At 70.8% G+C, this 17,708-nt stretch carries 11 protein-coding genes; 9 read left to right on the top strand and 2 right to left on the bottom strand.

Translation table 11 applies throughout. The features are described 5' to 3' along the window. The first annotated feature begins 20 nt into the window (after positions 1–20). The gene (locus ABEA33_RS02335; RefSeq protein ID WP_345524944.1) at positions 21–3,542 is read left to right on the top strand and encodes an ATP-binding cassette domain-containing protein; all 3,522 of its coding nucleotides are present in this window, start codon (positions 21–23) and stop codon (positions 3,540–3,542) included. A 142-nt stretch (positions 3,543–3,684) separates the two neighbouring features. Next, positions 3,685–7,407 carry a 5'-nucleotidase C-terminal domain-containing protein gene (locus tag ABEA33_RS02330; RefSeq protein WP_345524942.1) on the top strand — a complete coding sequence of 1,241 codons (3,723 nt, stop codon included), beginning with the start codon at positions 3,685–3,687 and terminating at the stop codon, positions 7,405–7,407. Positions 7,408–7,834: 427 nt separating this feature from the next. Here ABEA33_RS02330 and gabT read toward each other — a convergent pair whose 3' ends face one another. Beyond that, a complete protein-coding gene (gene gabT, locus ABEA33_RS02325; protein ID WP_345524941.1) occupies positions 7,835–9,178 on the bottom strand; it encodes a 4-aminobutyrate--2-oxoglutarate transaminase in 1,344 nt (447 codons plus the stop codon). Between the two features lie 112 nt (positions 9,179–9,290). Here gabT and ABEA33_RS02320 point away from each other — a divergent pair, with 112 nt between their 5' ends. The 7 genes from ABEA33_RS02320 to ABEA33_RS02290 all read left to right on the top strand — a co-directional run bounded on the left by ABEA33_RS02320 (position 9,291) and on the right by ABEA33_RS02290 (position 16,816). Further along, a complete protein-coding gene (locus tag ABEA33_RS02320; protein WP_345524940.1) occupies positions 9,291–10,397 on the top strand; it encodes a 1-deoxy-D-xylulose-5-phosphate reductoisomerase in 1,107 nt (368 codons plus the stop codon). Continuing rightward, complete coding sequence (locus ABEA33_RS02315) at positions 10,394–11,755, top strand: M50 family metallopeptidase (RefSeq protein WP_345524939.1); 1,362 nt, start codon at positions 10,394–10,396, stop codon at positions 11,753–11,755. The genes ABEA33_RS02320 and ABEA33_RS02315 overlap by 4 nt, the downstream gene beginning before the upstream one ends. A 44-nt stretch (positions 11,756–11,799) precedes the next feature. Continuing rightward, the gene (locus tag ABEA33_RS02310; protein WP_345524938.1) at positions 11,800–13,158 is read left to right on the top strand and encodes a polysaccharide pyruvyl transferase family protein; all 1,359 of its coding nucleotides are present in this window, start codon (positions 11,800–11,802) and stop codon (positions 13,156–13,158) included. Positions 13,159–13,176: 18 nt separating this feature from the next. Beyond that, positions 13,177–14,328, top strand: coding sequence for a flavodoxin-dependent (E)-4-hydroxy-3-methylbut-2-enyl-diphosphate synthase (ispG, locus tag ABEA33_RS02305; RefSeq protein ID WP_345524937.1), 1,152 nt, complete (start codon positions 13,177–13,179; stop codon positions 14,326–14,328). Positions 14,329–14,353: 25 nt separating this feature from the next. Next, positions 14,354–15,202, top strand: coding sequence for a GNAT family N-acetyltransferase (locus ABEA33_RS02300; RefSeq protein ID WP_345524936.1), 849 nt, complete (start codon positions 14,354–14,356; stop codon positions 15,200–15,202). Positions 15,203–15,560: 358 nt separating this feature from the next. Then, positions 15,561–16,088: a DUF6318 family protein gene (locus ABEA33_RS02295; protein ID WP_345524935.1), complete on the top strand. Its 528-nt coding sequence runs from the start codon at positions 15,561–15,563 to the stop codon at positions 16,086–16,088. Next, positions 16,085–16,816, top strand: coding sequence for a hypothetical protein (locus ABEA33_RS02290; protein WP_345524934.1), 732 nt, complete (start codon positions 16,085–16,087; stop codon positions 16,814–16,816). Before ABEA33_RS02295 ends, ABEA33_RS02290 begins: the two co-directional genes overlap by 4 nt. A 40-nt stretch (positions 16,817–16,856) precedes the next feature. Here ABEA33_RS02290 and ABEA33_RS02285 read toward each other — a convergent pair. Then, positions 16,857–17,708 (bottom strand): HNH endonuclease signature motif containing protein (locus ABEA33_RS02285; RefSeq protein WP_345524933.1); only part of this gene is annotated, 852 nt, incomplete at its 5' end.

Here is a 17,708-nt window from a genome sequence, read left to right as displayed (position 1 = left end):
GCGTCGTAGCGTCGACCCCGATGTCCACGACTCTCGGCCCCGACCGGACGGTCACGTCCGCGCGCCTCGACCCACCTGCCCCGGCTCGGACGGTCGACTGGCGACGCCTGCGCACTCCGGTCGCGGTCTGCGCGCTCGTCGCGTGCGCGGTCGCCGCCGTCGGTACGTCGCTCGGCTCGCTCGTCGCCGGTCGACTTGCTGAGAACACGACGGACCGGCTGGTCGGCGCGCTCGCGGTCTGCGTGATCGGTGCCGCCCTGCTCGACACCGTCGCCCGCACCCTGTGGGCGGGGACGGTGGACCGCGCGGAGGGCCGGCTGCGCGCCGACCTGCTCGACGCCGCCATGCACCAGCCGCTCTCGGCGCTGACCGAGCAGGCCGTGGGGGAGGTGCTCGACCGGATCGACGACGACACCCACGAGGTCGGCACCCTGTTGCGTCAGAGCGGCTGGATGGCGATCCGCACCGTGTTCGCGGCCGGCCCGCTCTGGATCGTGGCGGGCGTGACCTGGTGGCCCGCGTTCTTCCTGTTCCCGGCGACCGGGCTGGCGGCCCTGGCCGTCGTCCGTCCCCTGCTGCCGGAGATCTCCACGCGCAAGGTCGTGGAGGAGGCCGCCTGGACCGACCACGCCGCCGCCCTGGAGGAGGGCATCGCCGGGTGCGACGACCTCCGCGCCAGCCTCGGTCAGGCGCACGTGCTGCGCCGGTGCACCGAGCTCGCCGCCCGCGTGCACGCGCTCTTCGACGCGGTCCTGCGGGTCGAGGCCACGGTCACCCGCCGGGCCGGGACGCTCCTGCACGCGGTGCTCGCCGGCACCGCGCTGGTCGGGGTCACCCTGGTCGTCAACGACCACCTCGACACCGCGTCCCTGGTCACGCTGTTCCTGGTCACCACGATGTTCGTCGGTCAGGTCGACCAGCTGGCGCGGCACCTGCCCGACCTCCAGGAGGGCTTCGGCGCGGTGCTGCGGCTGCGCGGGGTGCTCGGAGCGGAGCGCGAGCCGACGGACGGCGTACCCGTCCCGGACGGTCCGCTCGACCTCCGCTTCTCCGACCTGCACTTCAGCTATCTCCAGGGGCAGAGCGCCGAAGGACGGTTCGCGCTCCAGCACGTCGACCTCTACGTCCCGGCCGGCACCACCCTCGCCCTGGTCGGTCGCACCGGCTCCGGCAAGTCCACCCTGGCGTCACTGCTCTCGCGCGCCGTCGAGCCCGAACGCGGCTCGATGTTCCTCGGCGGGGTCGACGTGCTCGACCTCGAGCTCCAGTCGCTGCGCTCCGCCGTCGGCGTCGTCACCCAGCGCACGGAGGTCCTGGCCGGGACGCTGGCCGACAACATCGCGCTCTTCGAGGACGTCCCGCGCACCCGGATCGAGGCGGCGGTCGCCGAGCTCGGCCTCGACGGCTGGGTCGCCGGACTGTCCGACGGTCTCGACACCCTGCTCGGCCCCGGCGGCACCACGCTGTCGGCGGGGGAGGAGCAGCTGGTCGCGTTCGCCCGCTTGCTGGTGCGCGACGTCAGTGTCGTCGTGCTCGACGAGGCGACCGCTCGGATGGACCCGGTCACCGAGGCCAACGTGGTGCGCGCCGCCGACCGGCTGCTCGCGGGTCGTACCGGACTCCTGGTCGCCCACCGGCTCTCGACCACCGAGCGAGCCGAGCAGGTGGCGGTGCTCGACTCCGGGCAGGTGGTCCAGCGCGGGCCGCGCGCGCAGCTGGCCTCGGAGCCCGGTCCGTTCCGGGCCTTGCTGGAGGCGTCGGACGACGACGACCGCCGTGCCGTCGAAGCGTCCGGGTCGACCCAGGTCGGCACCGCTCGGCGAGTCGGCGCGCCGCCCCCGGATCCGGCGCTCGAGCCGGTCCCGGGGCTGGCCCGGGCCACGACCTCGGCGCTCCTGGTCGAGCCGCAGTGGGGCATGCTGAGCGTCGCGATCTTCCTGGCCTCGGCGCTGTGCGGCGCCTTCGGCGCCGTGACCGGCTGGATCTGGGGCCATCTGGTCGTCGCCCTGCAGCGTGGCGACAGCCCGACCCTGCTGACCCTCGCGGTCGTGGTCTCGCTGCTGGCCTCCCCGCTCCTGCTGGCCGAGGCGATCCGGCTCTACCCGCGCTGGTGGATCGCGGTGATGCTGCGGGTCCGGACAGCGGTGCTTGCCGGACAGACGGAGCAGCACCGGCTGCGCCGTACGCCTCCCGGCGAGGTCGTCGCTCGCACCATGGACGCCGACCGGCTCGCGCGGTACGCCGACCGCTGGGTCGACTTCGGCAACGGTCTCGTGATCGCTGCACTGACGGCGGTCCTGGCGCAGAGCCTGCTGGCCGGCGGTGTGCTGCTGGCCGTCATGGTGGCCTCGTCCCTCGCCTCTACCCTCGGCCGCCCTGTCGCCGGCAGGTCGGCCGCCGCGTCAGCCGCGGCCCGTGCCCGCTTCGGTCGCTCACTGGTCTCGGCGCTCGACTCGATCCGCACCGTGAAGCTGGCCGCGTCGACCCCGAGCGTGCACGCCCACCTTCGCGAGGTCGACGGTGGTCGCGTCGATGCCGCGGTGCGCGAGCACCGGGTGCAGGCACTGCTCGACGGCGTACCGATCGTGATGGTGCAGTGCGGCGTGGTCGCCGCCTGGGGCATCCTCGCCGCCGGCGGCTGGGGACTTGCGACGGCGCTGTTGGTGGCCGGGGCGGTCAACGGCTTCGACTGGTTCGGTCGGGTCGCGGGTGCCGTCATCACGGAGGCTCCCGGCACCCGGGCGTGGATGCAGACCACCAGCCGACTGGCGGGCGGCGGCGACCTGATGCACCTCCCCGAGGGCGTTGACCTGGTGCGGGGTGTGGCGCCGGCCCCGGCCCCCGGTCCGCGCGACCCGCTGGACACCCTCGAGCTGCGCGGCGTCTCCGCCATCCACGACGACGGGACGATCGGCGTCAGCGACGTCGACCTGACGGTGGGTTCCCGGGAGCTGGTGCTGCTCCTGGGACAGGTCGGCTCGGGCAAGTCCAGCCTGCTCTCGGCCCTGGCTGGACTGGTCTCCTCGACCGGTGAGGTCCGCTGGAACGGCCAGCCGGCGGATGACCGTGAGACGTTCCTGCGCCCGGGCCGGATCGCCCACGTCGCCCAGGTGCCGCGGGTTCTCTCCGGCACCTTCACCGACAACGTCCGTCTCGACCACCCCGACCGGGTCGTCCTGCCGGCGCTCGAGAGCGCGCGCATGCTGCCCGACGTCGAGAGCGCAGGCGGTCCCGACTCCCTGGTCGGCCACCGCGGCGTCCGCCTCTCCGGCGGTCAGGTCCAGCGCCTCGCGCTGGCTCGCGGCCTCGCCTGTGACGCCGAGCTCCTCCTGGCCGACGACGTCTCCTCCGCCCTCGACGCCGCCACCGAGATCGAACTGTGGTCGGCGCTTCGCGCCCGCGGCGCCACGGTCATCGGCGCCACCAGCAAGCGCGCGGCGCTCGCCCAGGCCGACCGTGTGGTCGTCCTCGTCGAGGGGCGCGTCGCCGCGGTGGGGCCGTGGACCGACCTGGCCCCGGCGTGGGGACACCTGGCGGGCTGACCGGAGCGGCGATCCCATCCCCAAAGTTGACGTTGACCCGCAGGTCGGAAGGGCGGCAGGTTCGTCTTGTTGACGGGAGCCGCGCTCGGAGCGGCTGCAGTCCACCTCGGACCGACTCCCACCCTGTTCTTGGGAGAGCGCCGTGAACCGTACCCAGGCCCGTACCGCCGTGTTCGTCGCCGCCCTGATCACGCCCGCCGCGGTCACGGCCCTCGCAGTCGGCCCGACGCCGGCGATGGCGGACCGGTCCTCGCCCGAGGGGCACTCGACGCCCCAAGGCGTCTTCTTCGCCTCCGACGGGCTGCGGCAGGACCTCGTGGAGAAGTACGCCGACCAGGGCGTCATGCCGACGATGCGCGCGTTGCTGCGCGACGGCGTGAAGGCCCGTGGCGACGGCATGCTCACGCAGGCACCGCCGAACACGGGCGCCGGCTGGTACACCATGGCCACCGGCGCCTGGCCCGGCGTCACCGGCTCGACCAACAACACCTTCCACAAGAACGGCGACGCGTTCACCAACCGCACCGCCGCCTTCGACCCGAACGTCCTCCAGGCCGAGTCGATCTCCCAGGCGGCCGAGCGGGGCGGGCTCAAGGTGGCCCAGGTCGAGTGGGCCGGCGGCCGGAACGCCTCGATCCAAGGTCCGACCATCGACTTCCAGACCTTCCACTCCGGCCGTGGGGTCACGACGAACTTCATCGGGCACGCAGGTGGGCCGCTCTTCGACGACGAGGCGTTCATCAGGTCCTTCGGGCTGCAGTTCGACCACCCCGCCGGGTACGCCGGCAACGCTCCCTTCCCGGCGGCGGCACCGACTGCGGCTACCGGGTGGACCAACGTGCCGACGTCGTACAGCCCGGCGCAGGAGATGCGGATGCGGGTCCTCGATGCCGGCACCGACAAGTACGGGCTCGACGCGTACCTCTACGACAGTCGCAACGACGGCCGCACCCGCTACGACCGGGTGCTGTTCTCCACGACGAAGGACGGCGCGGACGCCGTCGCCGACCTGCGCCAGGGCGAGTGGGCCGACGTGAAGGTCTCGATCCGTGGCGGCGCGCTCGACGGCAAGACCGCAGGGATGCTGGTCCGGGTCGAGACCCTGTCGTCCGACCTCTCGCGCGTGCGGCTGTTCCACACCTCGGTGAGCCGGGCGATCGCGAGCTGGCCGACCTGGGTCCCGGAGCCCGGCTACACCGAGTTCGACGAGTTCCTCGCCGCCGAGTTCCCGACCTCGACCGCTGCTGACTTCGCGATCCTCGAGGCCGGCGTCACCAGTGAGGAGACGTACGTCGAGCAGGGCCTCTACTGGTCCACCGGCCACTGGCCGATGCTGAAGTACGTCGCCAAGACCTACAAGCCGGACCTCCTCCTGGTCGGGATGCCGACCACCGACGAGTTCCAGCACCAGTTCCTGGGCCTGGTCAGCAAGCGGTTGCCCGGGGGGCAGCGCAACCCGGCGTACGACGACGTCGACCTCGACGGCGTACCCGACGGCCGCGTGCGGCAGCGCTCGGCGTTCATCCGCGAGGCGTACGAGGAGTCCGACGCGACCCTGCGGCTCGCCCGGTCCCTCGTCGGCAGGGACCCGACGACGTTCGTCGGATCCGACCACGGCTTCGCACCGCAGTTCCTCGCCGTCGACGCGAGCCTGCCGCTGGTCGAGCTGGGCCTGCTGTCTCGTCCCCAGACGTCCAACTGCCGGCCGGCGACCGGGGAGACGATCGGCAAGGCCAAGGCGTGCTGGGCCGGCGGCGCGCTGCAGGTCTACCTCAACCTCGCCGGGCGTGACCCGGCCGGCGGCGGCCTGCTGCAGGTGCCCGCCGCCGAGGAGGCGGCCACGGTCGCGGCCATCAAGGCGAAGTACCTCGGGCTGACCGATCCCAACGACTGGACCCACGACGGCCGGCCGGAGGGCTGGAAGGTGATCGACCGCGCCTTCACGAAGGCCGAGGCACGCCACATCCCGAACGGGCCGGGCAGCACCGCGGACATGGCGCACCCGACACGCACCGGCGACCTCGTGGTCTTCTCGTTCCCGCCGTACCAGTTCGATGCCGAGACCCCAGGCACCCTGGTCGCGGCGTCGCACTTCTTCGGACAGCACGGCTACGTCCCCGACGTCCAGGACCTCGATGCCAACGTCAACATGCGGGCGACCTTCCTGGCAGGAGGTGCCGGCGTCGGCCACGGCCGGGTCACGGCGCGCTCGATCGACCTCGCGCCGACGCTCGCCTTCCTGCTCGGCATTCCCGAGCCGCAGCACAGCCAGGGCAGGGTGCTGCTGGACGTCGTAGCAGGAGGTCACAAGTACACGCCGGTCTCGATCGTCGGGCTGAACGACTTCCATGGTCAGCTCGAACCGGCGACGCGGGCGTACGACAACGCGATCAACGCCCGGGTCGGTGGCGGCGCGTTCCTCGCCACGATGTTCGACGAGGAGGTCGACGCCCTACCCGGCCGGAGCCTGATCCTTGCCGGCGGCGACAACGTCGGTGCGTCGCCGCCCAACTCGGCGTTGCTGCAGGACCTGCCGGCGATCGACGTCGAGAACGCGTGGGGCCTGGACGCCACGTCGTACGGCAACCACGAGTTCGACTACGGCGTCGCGCGGCTGCTCCAGCAACAGGCGCGGGCGGACTTCCCGTTCCTGGCCACCAACATCGTCGACTCGGAGACCGGCAGGGCACCACCGTGGGTCACGCCGTCGAAGGTCTTCCGCGTGAACGGCGTGAAGGTCGGCGTGATCGGCGCCGGACTCAAGGACACGCCCGAGCTCGTCGCGGCGGGCGCGACCGAGGGGTTGGCGTTCCTCGACGCGGCACCTCGGATCGCAGCGGAGTCGGCTCGTCTCCGGCGCCAGGGCGTGACGGTCCAGGTCGTCGTCATCCACGAGGGCACGGCGGTGGGTGCCAACCCCACGGGCAACACGGCCGGCACTGCGTGGGAGGGCCCGATCCTCGGCATCGCCGACCAGCTCCAGGGCACGACCGTCGACGCGATCGTCGCCGGCCACACGCACCGGGTGTCGAACCTGGTGCGCGGGCACATCTTGATCACCGAGGGCATCAACTCCGGCGCGTCCTACTCGGTGCTCCAGCTGATGGTCAAGGGGGGCGACGTCGCCTGGGCCGGCGGCGCGACGCGGGTCGCGAAGACGCTCGGGGTGGCGGCGCGACCCGACGTGCAGGCGATCATCGACCAGGCGAACGCCGACACGGCGGTGCTGCGCAACCAGGTCGTCGGCACCCAGGCCAACGACATCCTGCGCGCTCCCACCCGGCTCCTGGAGTCGGAGATGGGCAACCTGGTGGCCGACGCGATGCGGCTGAAGTACCCGGGCGTCGACGCGGCGTACACCAACTCGGGCGGCCTGCGCCAAGACCTGGTCTGCACCCCGCCGAGCGCCGGTGAGCAGCCCTGCGAGATCACTTGGGGCGAGATGTTCGCGGTGCTGCCGTTCGGCAACCGGACCACGATCCTCACCCTCACCGGGGCACAGCTGCGGACCGCCTTCCTGAACGGGTTCTCGCCGGTCTGCGACAGCCTGGTCAACACCGGGCGCTTCCCGCAGGTGTCGGGACTGCGAGTGACCTTCCACTGCGCCGGCGCCACCCCGGTCGTCGACGGCATGTGGAAGACACCGGACGGCATCGCGGGCACGCAGATCCCGATCGGGGACGGCGACTCGGTCAGGCTCGTGACGAACGACTTCATGTACACCGGCGGTGACGGCTACACGGTCTTCGGTCAGGGCACCGACGTCCTGCAGCCCGGTGACGACCTGATGCAGGTCGCCACCGACTACGTCACCGCGAACTCGCCGGTCGACCCGGTGGTCGAGGGGAGGCTCACCCAGAACTGATGGCCCGCGAGCGGCAAGGGTCGGGCCGACCGGCCCTCGGCGTACGCCTCGAGGGAGCGTCGAGTCGCACGGGGTCGATCACCACGAGGTCGGCACGGTCGCCCTCACGCAGGGTCCCGGCGTCACGCACGTGCTTGAGCAGTCGCAGCCCGAGAGCGAGCACCAGCCGAGCAGCAGCGTGGTCACGCCGTGCCGCACCGACTCCGGCGGGCCGGGCCCGTCGAGCACCTCGATGTCGTAGTGCGTGTGGATGTCGACCAGCCCCGCTCGCGGGCGATCCCGAGGGCGTCGCCGTCGCCGGGATGTAACGGATCCGGCTGGTCCGACGCTCTGGGAGGTGCGGGGGCGGACGCTCGGCACTCGCGGTGCACCGACCACGTTCGCCGGGTGAATTTCCCCTATCCGCCCCCGCACCCTGACCTGATCGCTACCTGGTCGAGGCGAACGCCTCCGCGACGACTTCGAAGGCCTCCTCGAGCAGCGCGTCGCTGATCGAGAGCGGCGGCAGGAAGCGGAAGACGTTGCCCCAGGTGCCGCAGGTGAGGACGACGACGCCCTGCTGGTGGCAGTACGCCGCGACGGCAGCCGTCCGCACCGGGTCCGGCTCGGTGGTCCCTGGCTTGCAGAGCTCGATCGCCATCATCGCGCCACGACCGCGGATGTCGGCGACGACGTCGTGGACCGCGGCCAGCTCACCCAGCCGCGAGGCCATGATCGCGCCGATCTCCCGAGCCCGAGCGTCCAGCGACCCCCCGCGCATCTCCTCCAGGGCGCCGAGCGCGGCCGCGCAGGCGACTGGGTTGCCGCCGTAGGTGCCGCCCAGACCGCCGACGTGGACGCTGTCCATCAGCTCGGCGCGACCGGTCACGGCCGCGAGGGGGAGGCCGCCCGCGATGCCCTTGGCGGTCGTCACCAGGTCGGGCACGACGCCCTCGTCGTCGCTGGCGAACCAGTCGCCGGTGCGGCAGAAGCCGGTCTGGATCTCGTCGGCGATGAAGACGACGCCGTTGTCCTTCGCCCAGGCGGCCAGCGCGGGCAGGAAGCCCTTGGCCGGGACGACGAAGCCGCCCTCGCCCTGGATGGGCTCGATCACGATGCAGGAGAGGTTGCCGGCGCCGACCTGCTTCTCCAGCACGTCGATCGCGCGAGCGGCGGCCTGCTCGCCCGTGAGCCCGTCGCGCAGCGGGTAGGACATCGGCGCGCGGTAGACCTCGCCGGCGAACGGGCCGAAGCCGTTCTTGTACGGCATGTTCTTCGCGGTCATCGCCATCGTGAGGTTGGTGCGGCCGTGGTAGGCGTGGTCGAAGACGGCGACCGCGTCGCGACCGGTCGCGACGCGCGCGATCTTGACGGCGTTCTCGACCGCCTCGGCGCCGGAGTTGAAGAGGGCCGACTTCTTCGAGTGGTCGCCGGGGGTGACGTCGGCGAGCGCGACGCAGACGTCCACATAGCCGTCGTACGGCGTGACCATGAAGCAGGTGTGCGTGAAGGCCTCGACCTGCGCGTGCACGTTGCGGGCCACGGCCGGCGCCGCGTTGCCGACGGAGACGACCGCGATGCCGGAGCCCAGGTCGATCAGCGAGTTGCCGTCGACGTCGACGATGACGCCGCCGCCGGCGGCCACGACGAAGACCGGCAGCGTGGTGCCGACGCCGTCGGCGACGTACGCCTTCTTGCGATCCAGGCGCTCGAGGGAGCCGGGGCCGGGGATCGCGGTGACGAGGCGGCGCCCCTGCGGAAGGGAGGGGCCGCCGACAGCAGATTCGGTCATGAGGAGGAGCCTAGACCGGCGGGTTCCGCAGAAGCGAGGTCGGGATGCTGACGAAATCGGCAGGCAAATCGCCGGATTCAGTCGTGCGAGCGGGATACGGGAGACTGGACCGGTGGGCGGCCCCGTCAAAGACATCGTGATCCTGGGCAGCACCGGTTCGATCGGAACCCAGGCGCTGGAGCTGGTCCGGGCCAACCCGGACCGCTTCCGCGTCGTCGGGCTGACTGCCGGCGGCTCCAACCGTGAGCTCTTCGACGCGCAGGTCGGCGAGTTCGCTCCGGCCTTCTCCGGGCTGGGCGAGGAGGCCTCGACCGAGGCGGCCGGCCGCGAGTGCGACGTGGTGCTCAACGGCATCACCGGCGCCGTCGGGCTGCGGCCCACGCTGGCCGCGCTCGACGCCGGCAACACCCTGGCGCTCGCCAACAAGGAGTCGCTGATCATGGGCGGCCCGCTGGTCCTCGACAGGGCCAAGCCGGGTCAGATCGTGCCGGTCGACTCCGAGCACAGCGCGCTCGCCCAGTGCCTGCGGGGCGGCAGCCCCGAGGAGGTACGCCGATTGGTGCTGACCGCCAGCGGAGGCCCGTTCCGCGGCCGCACCCGCGAGGAGCTCGCCGCGGTCACGCCCGAGCAGGCGATGGCGCACCCGACCTGGGCGATGGGCCCGGTGATCACGATCAACTCGGCGACCCTGGTCAACAAGGGCCTCGAGGTGATCGAGGCACACCTGCTCTTCGGCATCCCGTTCGACCGGATCGAGGTCGTCGTGCACCCGACGAGCGTCGTGCACTCGATGGTGGAGTTCGTCGACGGCTCGACGCTCCTGCAGGCCAGCCCGCCGACCATGCTCATCCCGATCGCCCTCGGCCTCGCCTGGCCCGCCCGGGTGCCCGATGCGGCCCCCTCGGTCGACTGGACCCGCCCGGAGACCTGGGAGTTCTTCCCGCTCGACGACGACGCGTTCCCGGCGGTCGCGCTGGCACGTGCGGCGGGGGAGCGCGGAGGCACGGCCCCGGCCGTCTACAACGCGGCCAACGAGGTGTGTGTCGACGCCTTCCGCAACGGGCGGCTCGCCTTCACCGAGATCGTGCCAACCGTTCAGGCTGTTCTCAGCAGTGGCGACGTACCCTCTGAAGAGCAGTCGATGACCGTCGAGGACGTCCTCGCGGCCGACGCCTGGGCGCGCACCACCGCCACCGAGATGATCGAAGGAGCCCGATGACAGGCCTGTTCTACCTGCTGGGCGTGGTGATCTTCGTGCTCGCCATCCTGGCGTCGATCGGCCTGCACGAGCTCGGCCACATGATCCCCGCCAAGGCGTTCGGCGGGAAGGTCACCCAGTACTTCATCGGCTTCGGCCCGACGGTGTGGAGCAAGCAGGTCGGAGAGACGGAGTACGGCGTCAAGGCGGTCCCGCTCGGCGGCTACGTCAAGATCGTCGGCATGCTCCCGCCCGGTGCGGCCGAGCTGGCGGACGAGGTCGACGTCGACGTCGACGAGCAGGGCAACCAGGTCGTCAAGGTCCGCAAGTCCAACACCGGCATGTTCACGCAGCTCATCTCCGACGCGCGCGCGGCCGAGTGGGAGACGATCAAGCCCGAGGACTCCGACCGCCTCTTCTACAAGATGGTGTGGTGGAAGAAGGTCATCGTGATGGCCGGCGGTCCGACGGTGAACCTCCTCATCGCCTTCTTCATCTTCGCCGGCGTCTTCGCTACGTACGGCAACCCCAGTGAGGCCAAGCCCTACAGCCCCGTCGTCAGCGGGGTCGTCGACTGCGTGCTGCCCGCCGCGGAGCTGGACCGGGCCTGCGAGGCGTCGGACCCGGTCGCGCCTGCCAAGGCCGCCGGGATCGAGAAGGGCGACCGGATCGTCTCCTTCAACGGCGCGCCGTTCACGACGTGGGACGCGATGCAGGACGAGATCCGCGCCAACGAGGACGGCGTCGCGACGATCGTCGTCGAGCGCGACGGCCAGGAGCTGACGCTCACGACCAACACCACCGTCACGGCCCGGCCCACCTCGATCACCGACGACAAGCTGACCCAGGTCGGCTTCCTCGGCGTGAGCCCGACGTTCACGGGCCTGGTGACCGGCGGCCCGATCTACACGATCGAGAAGATGGGCGGGATGACCAAGGACACGGTCATCGCCCTCGGCACCCTGCCGCAGAAGGTCTGGGGTGTCGCCGAGTCCATCGCCGGTGTCCACCCGCGAGACCCCAACGGCCCGGTCAGCATCGTCGGCGGCGGCCGGATCGCGGGCGAGACGGTCTCCCACGAGGACTTCCCCGTCAAGGAGAAGGCCGTCTTCTTGCTGATGCTGATCGCCGGCTTCAACTTCTTCATCGGCATGTTCAACTTCATCCCGCTGCTGCCGCTGGACGGCGGGCACATCGCGGGGGCTCTGTGGGAGGCGATGCGGCGCGGCTGGGCCCGGCTCCGCGGCCGGCCCGACCCCGGCTACGTCGACGTGGCCCGGCTGCTGCCGATCGCGTACGTCGTTGCGAGCTGCCTGCTCGTCATGGGCCTGGTGCTGATCGTCGGCGACCTCGTCGTACCGGTGCGCCTGCAGTCCTGACCATTCGGCAAGTATGTCTACCGCTTTGGTCTAGTATCCCTCGGGTGAACCAGACCCGAGTCCTGACCGTCGGTGCCTACGAGCGTGACAACTTCGGCGACCTCCTCTTCCTGCTGTTGACCGAGCGCTACCTGACGGGCTGCGAGATCGTGGCGGCGGCACCGTTCGCCGCGGACATGACGCCGCTGCTGGACCGGCGCGTGGTCGCGCTCGGGGACGCGCTGAACGACAGGGAGTTCGACGTGATCTGGTCCGTCGGGGGCCAGATCGGCGGCACCACCCTGGAGTCCGCGCTGCGGATGTCGAAGTCGCCGGCCGAGTACGCCGCCTTTCGGGCGGCTGACCCCGTGGACAAGCGCGCCCTGATGCGGGCCGCCCTGCACGGCGCCGAGCTCGCGTCACCGTACATCCCGACGCCCGGAGCCTTCGGGCGCAACGCGGCAGCGATCTCGGTGCTGAACTCGGTGGGGATTGCCGGTGCCAGGGGTTTGGCGCCGCACGTGCGCGAGGAGGTGTTCGAGGTCCTGCGAACCACCGACGTCGTCTCCGTGCGAGACCGGGAGTCGAGTGACTTCCTCAGCCGGATCGGCGTCAGGCACACGCTGGCCCCCGACGTGGTCCACGCGATCAGCCTGCTCGAGCCCTACGACCCAGACCCGGGCTCGGACGTCGTCGTCGTGCAGTTCTCCACCCGGCTGCTTCGGAGGTTCGGGCACGAGCGGCTCGCTCGCGAGCTGGTCGGGAGCGCGCACCTCGGCGGCCTTCGGATCCGGCTCCTCATGGCCGGTGCCGCCTCCAGCCACGACTCGGTCGAGGACCTCGAGCGGGTGGCCGAGCACGTGCGGGCGCTCGACGCGGGGCGCGAGGTCGAGGTGCTCACCGACCGTCGACCGCTCGACATCGTGCACCAGATCCGGGAGGCCAGGGTCGTGATCGGTACGTCGCTGCACGTCCGGATCATCGCCGCGGCGTACGGGCTCCCGCGCGTCACGATGCGCCGCGCCAAGCCCACGCGCTACGCCACCCACTGGGACGCCCAGATGCCCTTCGACGTGCGGATCGAGGACCTCGGAGACGCGATCGGAGCCGCCCTGGCGGCCGGCACCCGGGCAGAGGTCCGGGCGGGATCGGAGCGGCTCAGCCGCCTGGCCGACGAGAACGTGCGGGCGATCGCGGAGCGGGTCGGCGAGCTGGTCGAGCGCGGGTTGGACGTCGAGCGCAAGGAGCTCGCCGAGCACCGCCAGCGGAGATATCGATCGATCGCGAACCGCCGCGAGGCCTGCGCCGTCGTGACCGACGTGCTCCGCTCCGAGCTGGCCGAGGCGCGGCGCGAGCTCGAGCTCTCCCGGGCGGAGGTCGAGCGGTTGCGCCGCAGGGTCCCGATCAGGCTTCGTGCCCGATGAGTCAGTAGCCTGAGGGGCATGACCGAGATCAACCTGGGCATGCCCGAGGCGCCCCCGCCGGTGCTCAACCCGCGCCGCAAGACCCGCCAGATCAAGGTCGGCAAGGTGGGCGTCGGGAGCGAGTCCCCGGTGTCGGTCCAGTCGATGACGACGACGCTGACGTCCGACGTCAACAGCACCCTTCAGCAGATCGCCGAGCTCACCGCCACCGGGTGCGACATCGTCCGGGTGGCCTGTCCCAGCCAGGACGACGCGGACGCGCTCGCCGAGATCGCGCAGCACTCGCAGATCCCGGTGATCGCCGACATCCACTTCCAGCCGAAGTACGTCTTCGCCGCGATCGACGCCGGCTGCGCCGCCGTACGCGTCAACCCCGGCAACATCCGCAAGTTCGACGACCAGATCAAGGAGATCGCGCGCGCCGCCAAGGACCGCGGCACGTCGATCCGGATCGGCGTCAACGCCGGCAGTCTCGACAAGCGGATCCTCGACAAGTACGGCAAGGCGACGCCCGAGGCCCTGGTCGAGTCGGCGGTCTGGGAGGCGGGCCTCTTCGAGGAGCACGACTTCCACGACTTCAAGATCTCGGTCAAGCACAACGACCCGGTCGTCATGGTGCGGGCCTACGAGCTGCTCGCCCAGGCCGGTGACTGGCCGCTGCACCTCGGCGTCACCGAGGCCGGACCGGCGTTCCAGGGCACGATCAAGTCGGCGACGGCGTTCGGCGCACTGCTGTCGCAGGGCATCGGCGACACGATCCGGGTCTCGCTCTCGGCCCCTCCGGTCGAGGAGGTCAAGGTCGGCATCCAGATCCTGCAGTCGCTCAACCTGCGCCCGCGCAAGCTCGAGATCGTCTCCTGCCCGTCGTGCGGCCGCGCCCAGGTCGACGTCTACACGCTCGCCGAGCAGGTCACCGCCGGGCTCGAGGGCATGGAGGTGCCGCTGCGGGTGGCCGTCATGGGCTGTGTCGTGAACGGCCCGGGGGAGGCCCGCGAGGCCGACCTCGGCGTCGCGTCCGGCAACGGGAAGGGCCAGATCTTCGTCAAGGGCGAGGTCATCAAGACCGTGCCGGAGTCGCAGATCGTCGAGACCCTGATCGAGGAGGCCATGCGGATCGCGGAGGGTATGGAGTCGGTCGACGGCGCCGCGGCTCAGGTGAGCGTCTCCTAGGTCCCGATCGGGCTAGGCTCCTGCCGTGCTGACGACTCGCCACGGAGTCCGACCCCTCGGGGCCGCGGACCTGGACGCCTTCCTGGCGCTGGCGCGTCGCGATCCGGTGGTCAATGTCTTCGCCGACTACCGCGCCACGACCACCAACCTCGAACCGCGCTGGCTCGGCGGCGAGATGTGGGGTCGCTTCGAGGCGGGTGACCTCGTGGCCGCCTGCCATGTCGGCGCCAACCTGGTGCCGGTGTCGGCCACCGCCGACGACGCCGCTGCCTTCGCCGAGCGGGCGCTGGCCCGAGGCCGCACGGTCTCCACGATCGTGGGCCCGCAGGACGCCGTACGCACCTTCTGGAACGGCGTGGCGAGCAGCTGGGGCCAGCCGCGCGAGTCCCGCTGGGACCAGCCGCACCTGGAGCTCGCGGCGGGACCGCTGGTCGCGCCGGACCCGTTGGTCCGGCGTACGACCCGCGAGGACATGCCCGAGCTCTACCCGGCGTGCGTCGCGATGTACACCGAGGAGGTCGGTGTCTCGCCCGAGTACGGCGGGGGAGCGGACCTCTACCGCGCGCGGGTCACCCAGCTCATCAACCGTGGGTGGTCGTTCGCCCGCTTCGACGACCAGGGCCGGCTCGTCTTCAAGGCGGAGGTCGCCTGCGCGACGCCGTACGCCGCTCAGATCCAGGGGGTCTTCGTGCCCGCCGACCTTCGCGGCCTCGGTCTGGCCACCGCCGGCATGGCGGCCGTCGTACAGCTCGTACGCCGCGAGATCGCCCCGGTCGTCTCGCTCTACGTCAACGACTGGAACACCACCGCGCGCGCCGTCTACGAGCGCGTCGGCTTCCGCGAGACCGCGCGTTTCGCCACCGTGATGTTCTGAGCGCCTCCGTACTCACGCGGCAGGGCTCTCCCTCGTAGCGTGAAGGTCCTGGCCCTCGGGTTCGCCGCCAGCGGCACCGTCCACCCGGCCAAGCCCGAGGTCTATCTCCCGCTGATGCCGTCGTGGGTGCCGGCGCACAAGGAGGTCATCGTCGCCAGCGTGCTGCTGCTCCTCGGCGCCTACCCCGGCAACATCAAGATGGCCGTGGACTCCACGAAGACGAAGAGCACGGGCTTCAAGGTCCTCTCCTTCGCGCGACTGCCCTTCCAGCTCCCTGCGCGCCGCTCGCGGCTGAAGTTCTCCACAGGCGGGTCGTTGGTCGTTTCGCTCCGGCCGATGGCGGGGAATGATCGGCGGCGTGAGCCGTACTCGGGCGACCCTCACCGCCCTCACCCTGATCCCGGTGCTTCTCGTCGCCGGTTGCTCCGACGACGACCCCAAGCCGAAGTTCGGGCCGCCGTCGTCGGAGGTGCCGACGACGGCGAGTCCGTCTGCTGGCGCGAAGGTGCTGGGCCCAGTGGAAACAGTTCGGGCGTGGATCGATGCGCGCAACATTGCACTCGGTACCGGTGATGTCTCGTCGGTCGAAGCCTTGAGCGCTGTTGGATGCACTACCTGCGAGGACTCGCTCGAACCGATTCGTCAGGTCCACGCGGACGGCGGGTCTTTTGACACGGCCGGGTGGGAGGTCGTGTCAGCGCGTTTGAAGTCGCGGTCTGGGGGCAAAGCGCGAGTCACCGCGGCGATCAACTACGCGCCCGGGACCACAATCCCGAAAGAGGGAGCGTCCCCGGTCTCGTACGGACTCGAACGACACATGGTCGTGGTGGATCTGACCAGGATCGAAGACCAGTGGCGGATCCGTTTCTTCGGGTATCTCTCGTGATCAAGCGCGCCGGAGCGGCTCTGCTCTTGGTGTCCGCGATCCTGATACCAGCGCGTGCGCAAGCGGCTTGCCATCAGCATGTCGTCACTGAGTTTGTACTGGGAGTTGCCCAGGTGAACACGAAGGTCGTCTGCGATGGCGAGCCAACAGGCGCCGCGGACCCGGTGGGCGATCTGCCGCCACGAGATTCGGATCTCGACTCGATGTGCACGCAAACGGCCATCACCAACGATGTTGATCCGTTCCTCTACTGCGACGTTCCTGCGGCAGCAGTCATCGCTGATCCAGAGCCGACTCCAGCCCTGATTGCTCGCGCCTTCCGGCGCATCCCGTTGCCGGAGGCGAAGCTGGTGATCCAGCCGCCGAACGGGCGGACGCTGGTGAACTTGGAGACGAACTTCTACACCGAGCAGGGCGAGTTCACCCGGACGGTGACGTTGCTGGGCCGGCAGGTCGAGCTGCGGATCTGGCCGGCGTCGTTCGGGTGGCAGTTCGGGGACGGCGAGTTCGACCAGACGACGTCGCCCGGCGCGGCGTACCCGGATCTGGAGGTCACCCACGAGTACCTCAAGAAGGGCCGGGTCAGTCCGAGCGTGGACACGACCTACGCCGCCCAGTTCCGCGTCGGCGGTGGTCCGTGGCGCGACGTCGCTGGGACGGTGACGATCCCGGGGACTCCGCAGCAGTTGCGGGTGGTCGAGGCACGCCCGGTGCTGGTCGGAGGCTGACATGACTGTGGCCCCACCGGCATGGCTGGTGGGGTGGGGGTCAGTGGGTTCGTCGTCTCTTGTGGGTGAGGTCGTTGACGTAGACGCGTCCCATGGGGCTGGTCCACTCGAACGTCGTGAGGGTCAGCCGGGTGTAGGTCCAGTTGCCGTGCGTCTTCATCCGGTGGTGCAGCCGGCACAGGGGCGCCAGGTTCGTCGACTCGGTTCTGCCGCCCTTATGCCAGGGGGTGATGTGGTCGAGGTCGCAGCGCCGTGCGGTCTTCCCGCAGCCGGGGAACACGCAGGTCGGACACGTGAGGATGACCTGTTCGCGTATCAGTGGGGTGGGTGCGTACCGGTCGACGTGCAGGTTCTCGGTGAGGTCGAGGACCGGACGAATGCTGACCTTGGTGTTGGCGTGGTGGCACCAGTCGGCGAGCTGCTCGATGGTGATGGTGGACCCGGTGCTGCTGAGGCCGCCGGTGCTTTCGAGGCTGATGATGCCGTGGGCCTCGCGGGTGTCGTGGTGGGCGTAGATGACCAGCTCCCGGGCACCCGCACCGTCGGTGTTGCCGGCGTTGGCTTGGTCGGCCAGGACTCCGAGGGCCTTCGCACGGCGCTCGTCGAGGTCGAGGGTGGGGTGGTCGGCCAGGAGCGCGTGGGCCTTGGCCTTGATCGCGGCGTCCAGGGCCAGCGCGTCGTCGAGGTCGAGGAGGCCTTCGATGGGGACGTAGCCGTGGTTGTGTTCGGCGTCCTCGAGGGCGATGCGCAGGTACTGCCCGGCGGCGGTCTCGGCGCGGTCTTCTTCGCCTTGGTCGGCGTCGGCTTCGGCGGCGGCCTTGTTGGCGACCCGTTCGATCTCCGCGAAGGAACACTGGTGGGCGATGGGGGCGATCTGGGTGTCGACCTGGGC

The sequence above is a fragment of the Nocardioides endophyticus genome, from assembly GCF_039543845.1.
Taxonomy (GTDB): Bacteria; Actinomycetota; Actinomycetes; order Propionibacteriales; family Nocardioidaceae; genus Nocardioides; species Nocardioides endophyticus.
This window is presented reverse-complemented; position numbering and strand designations above follow the sequence as displayed.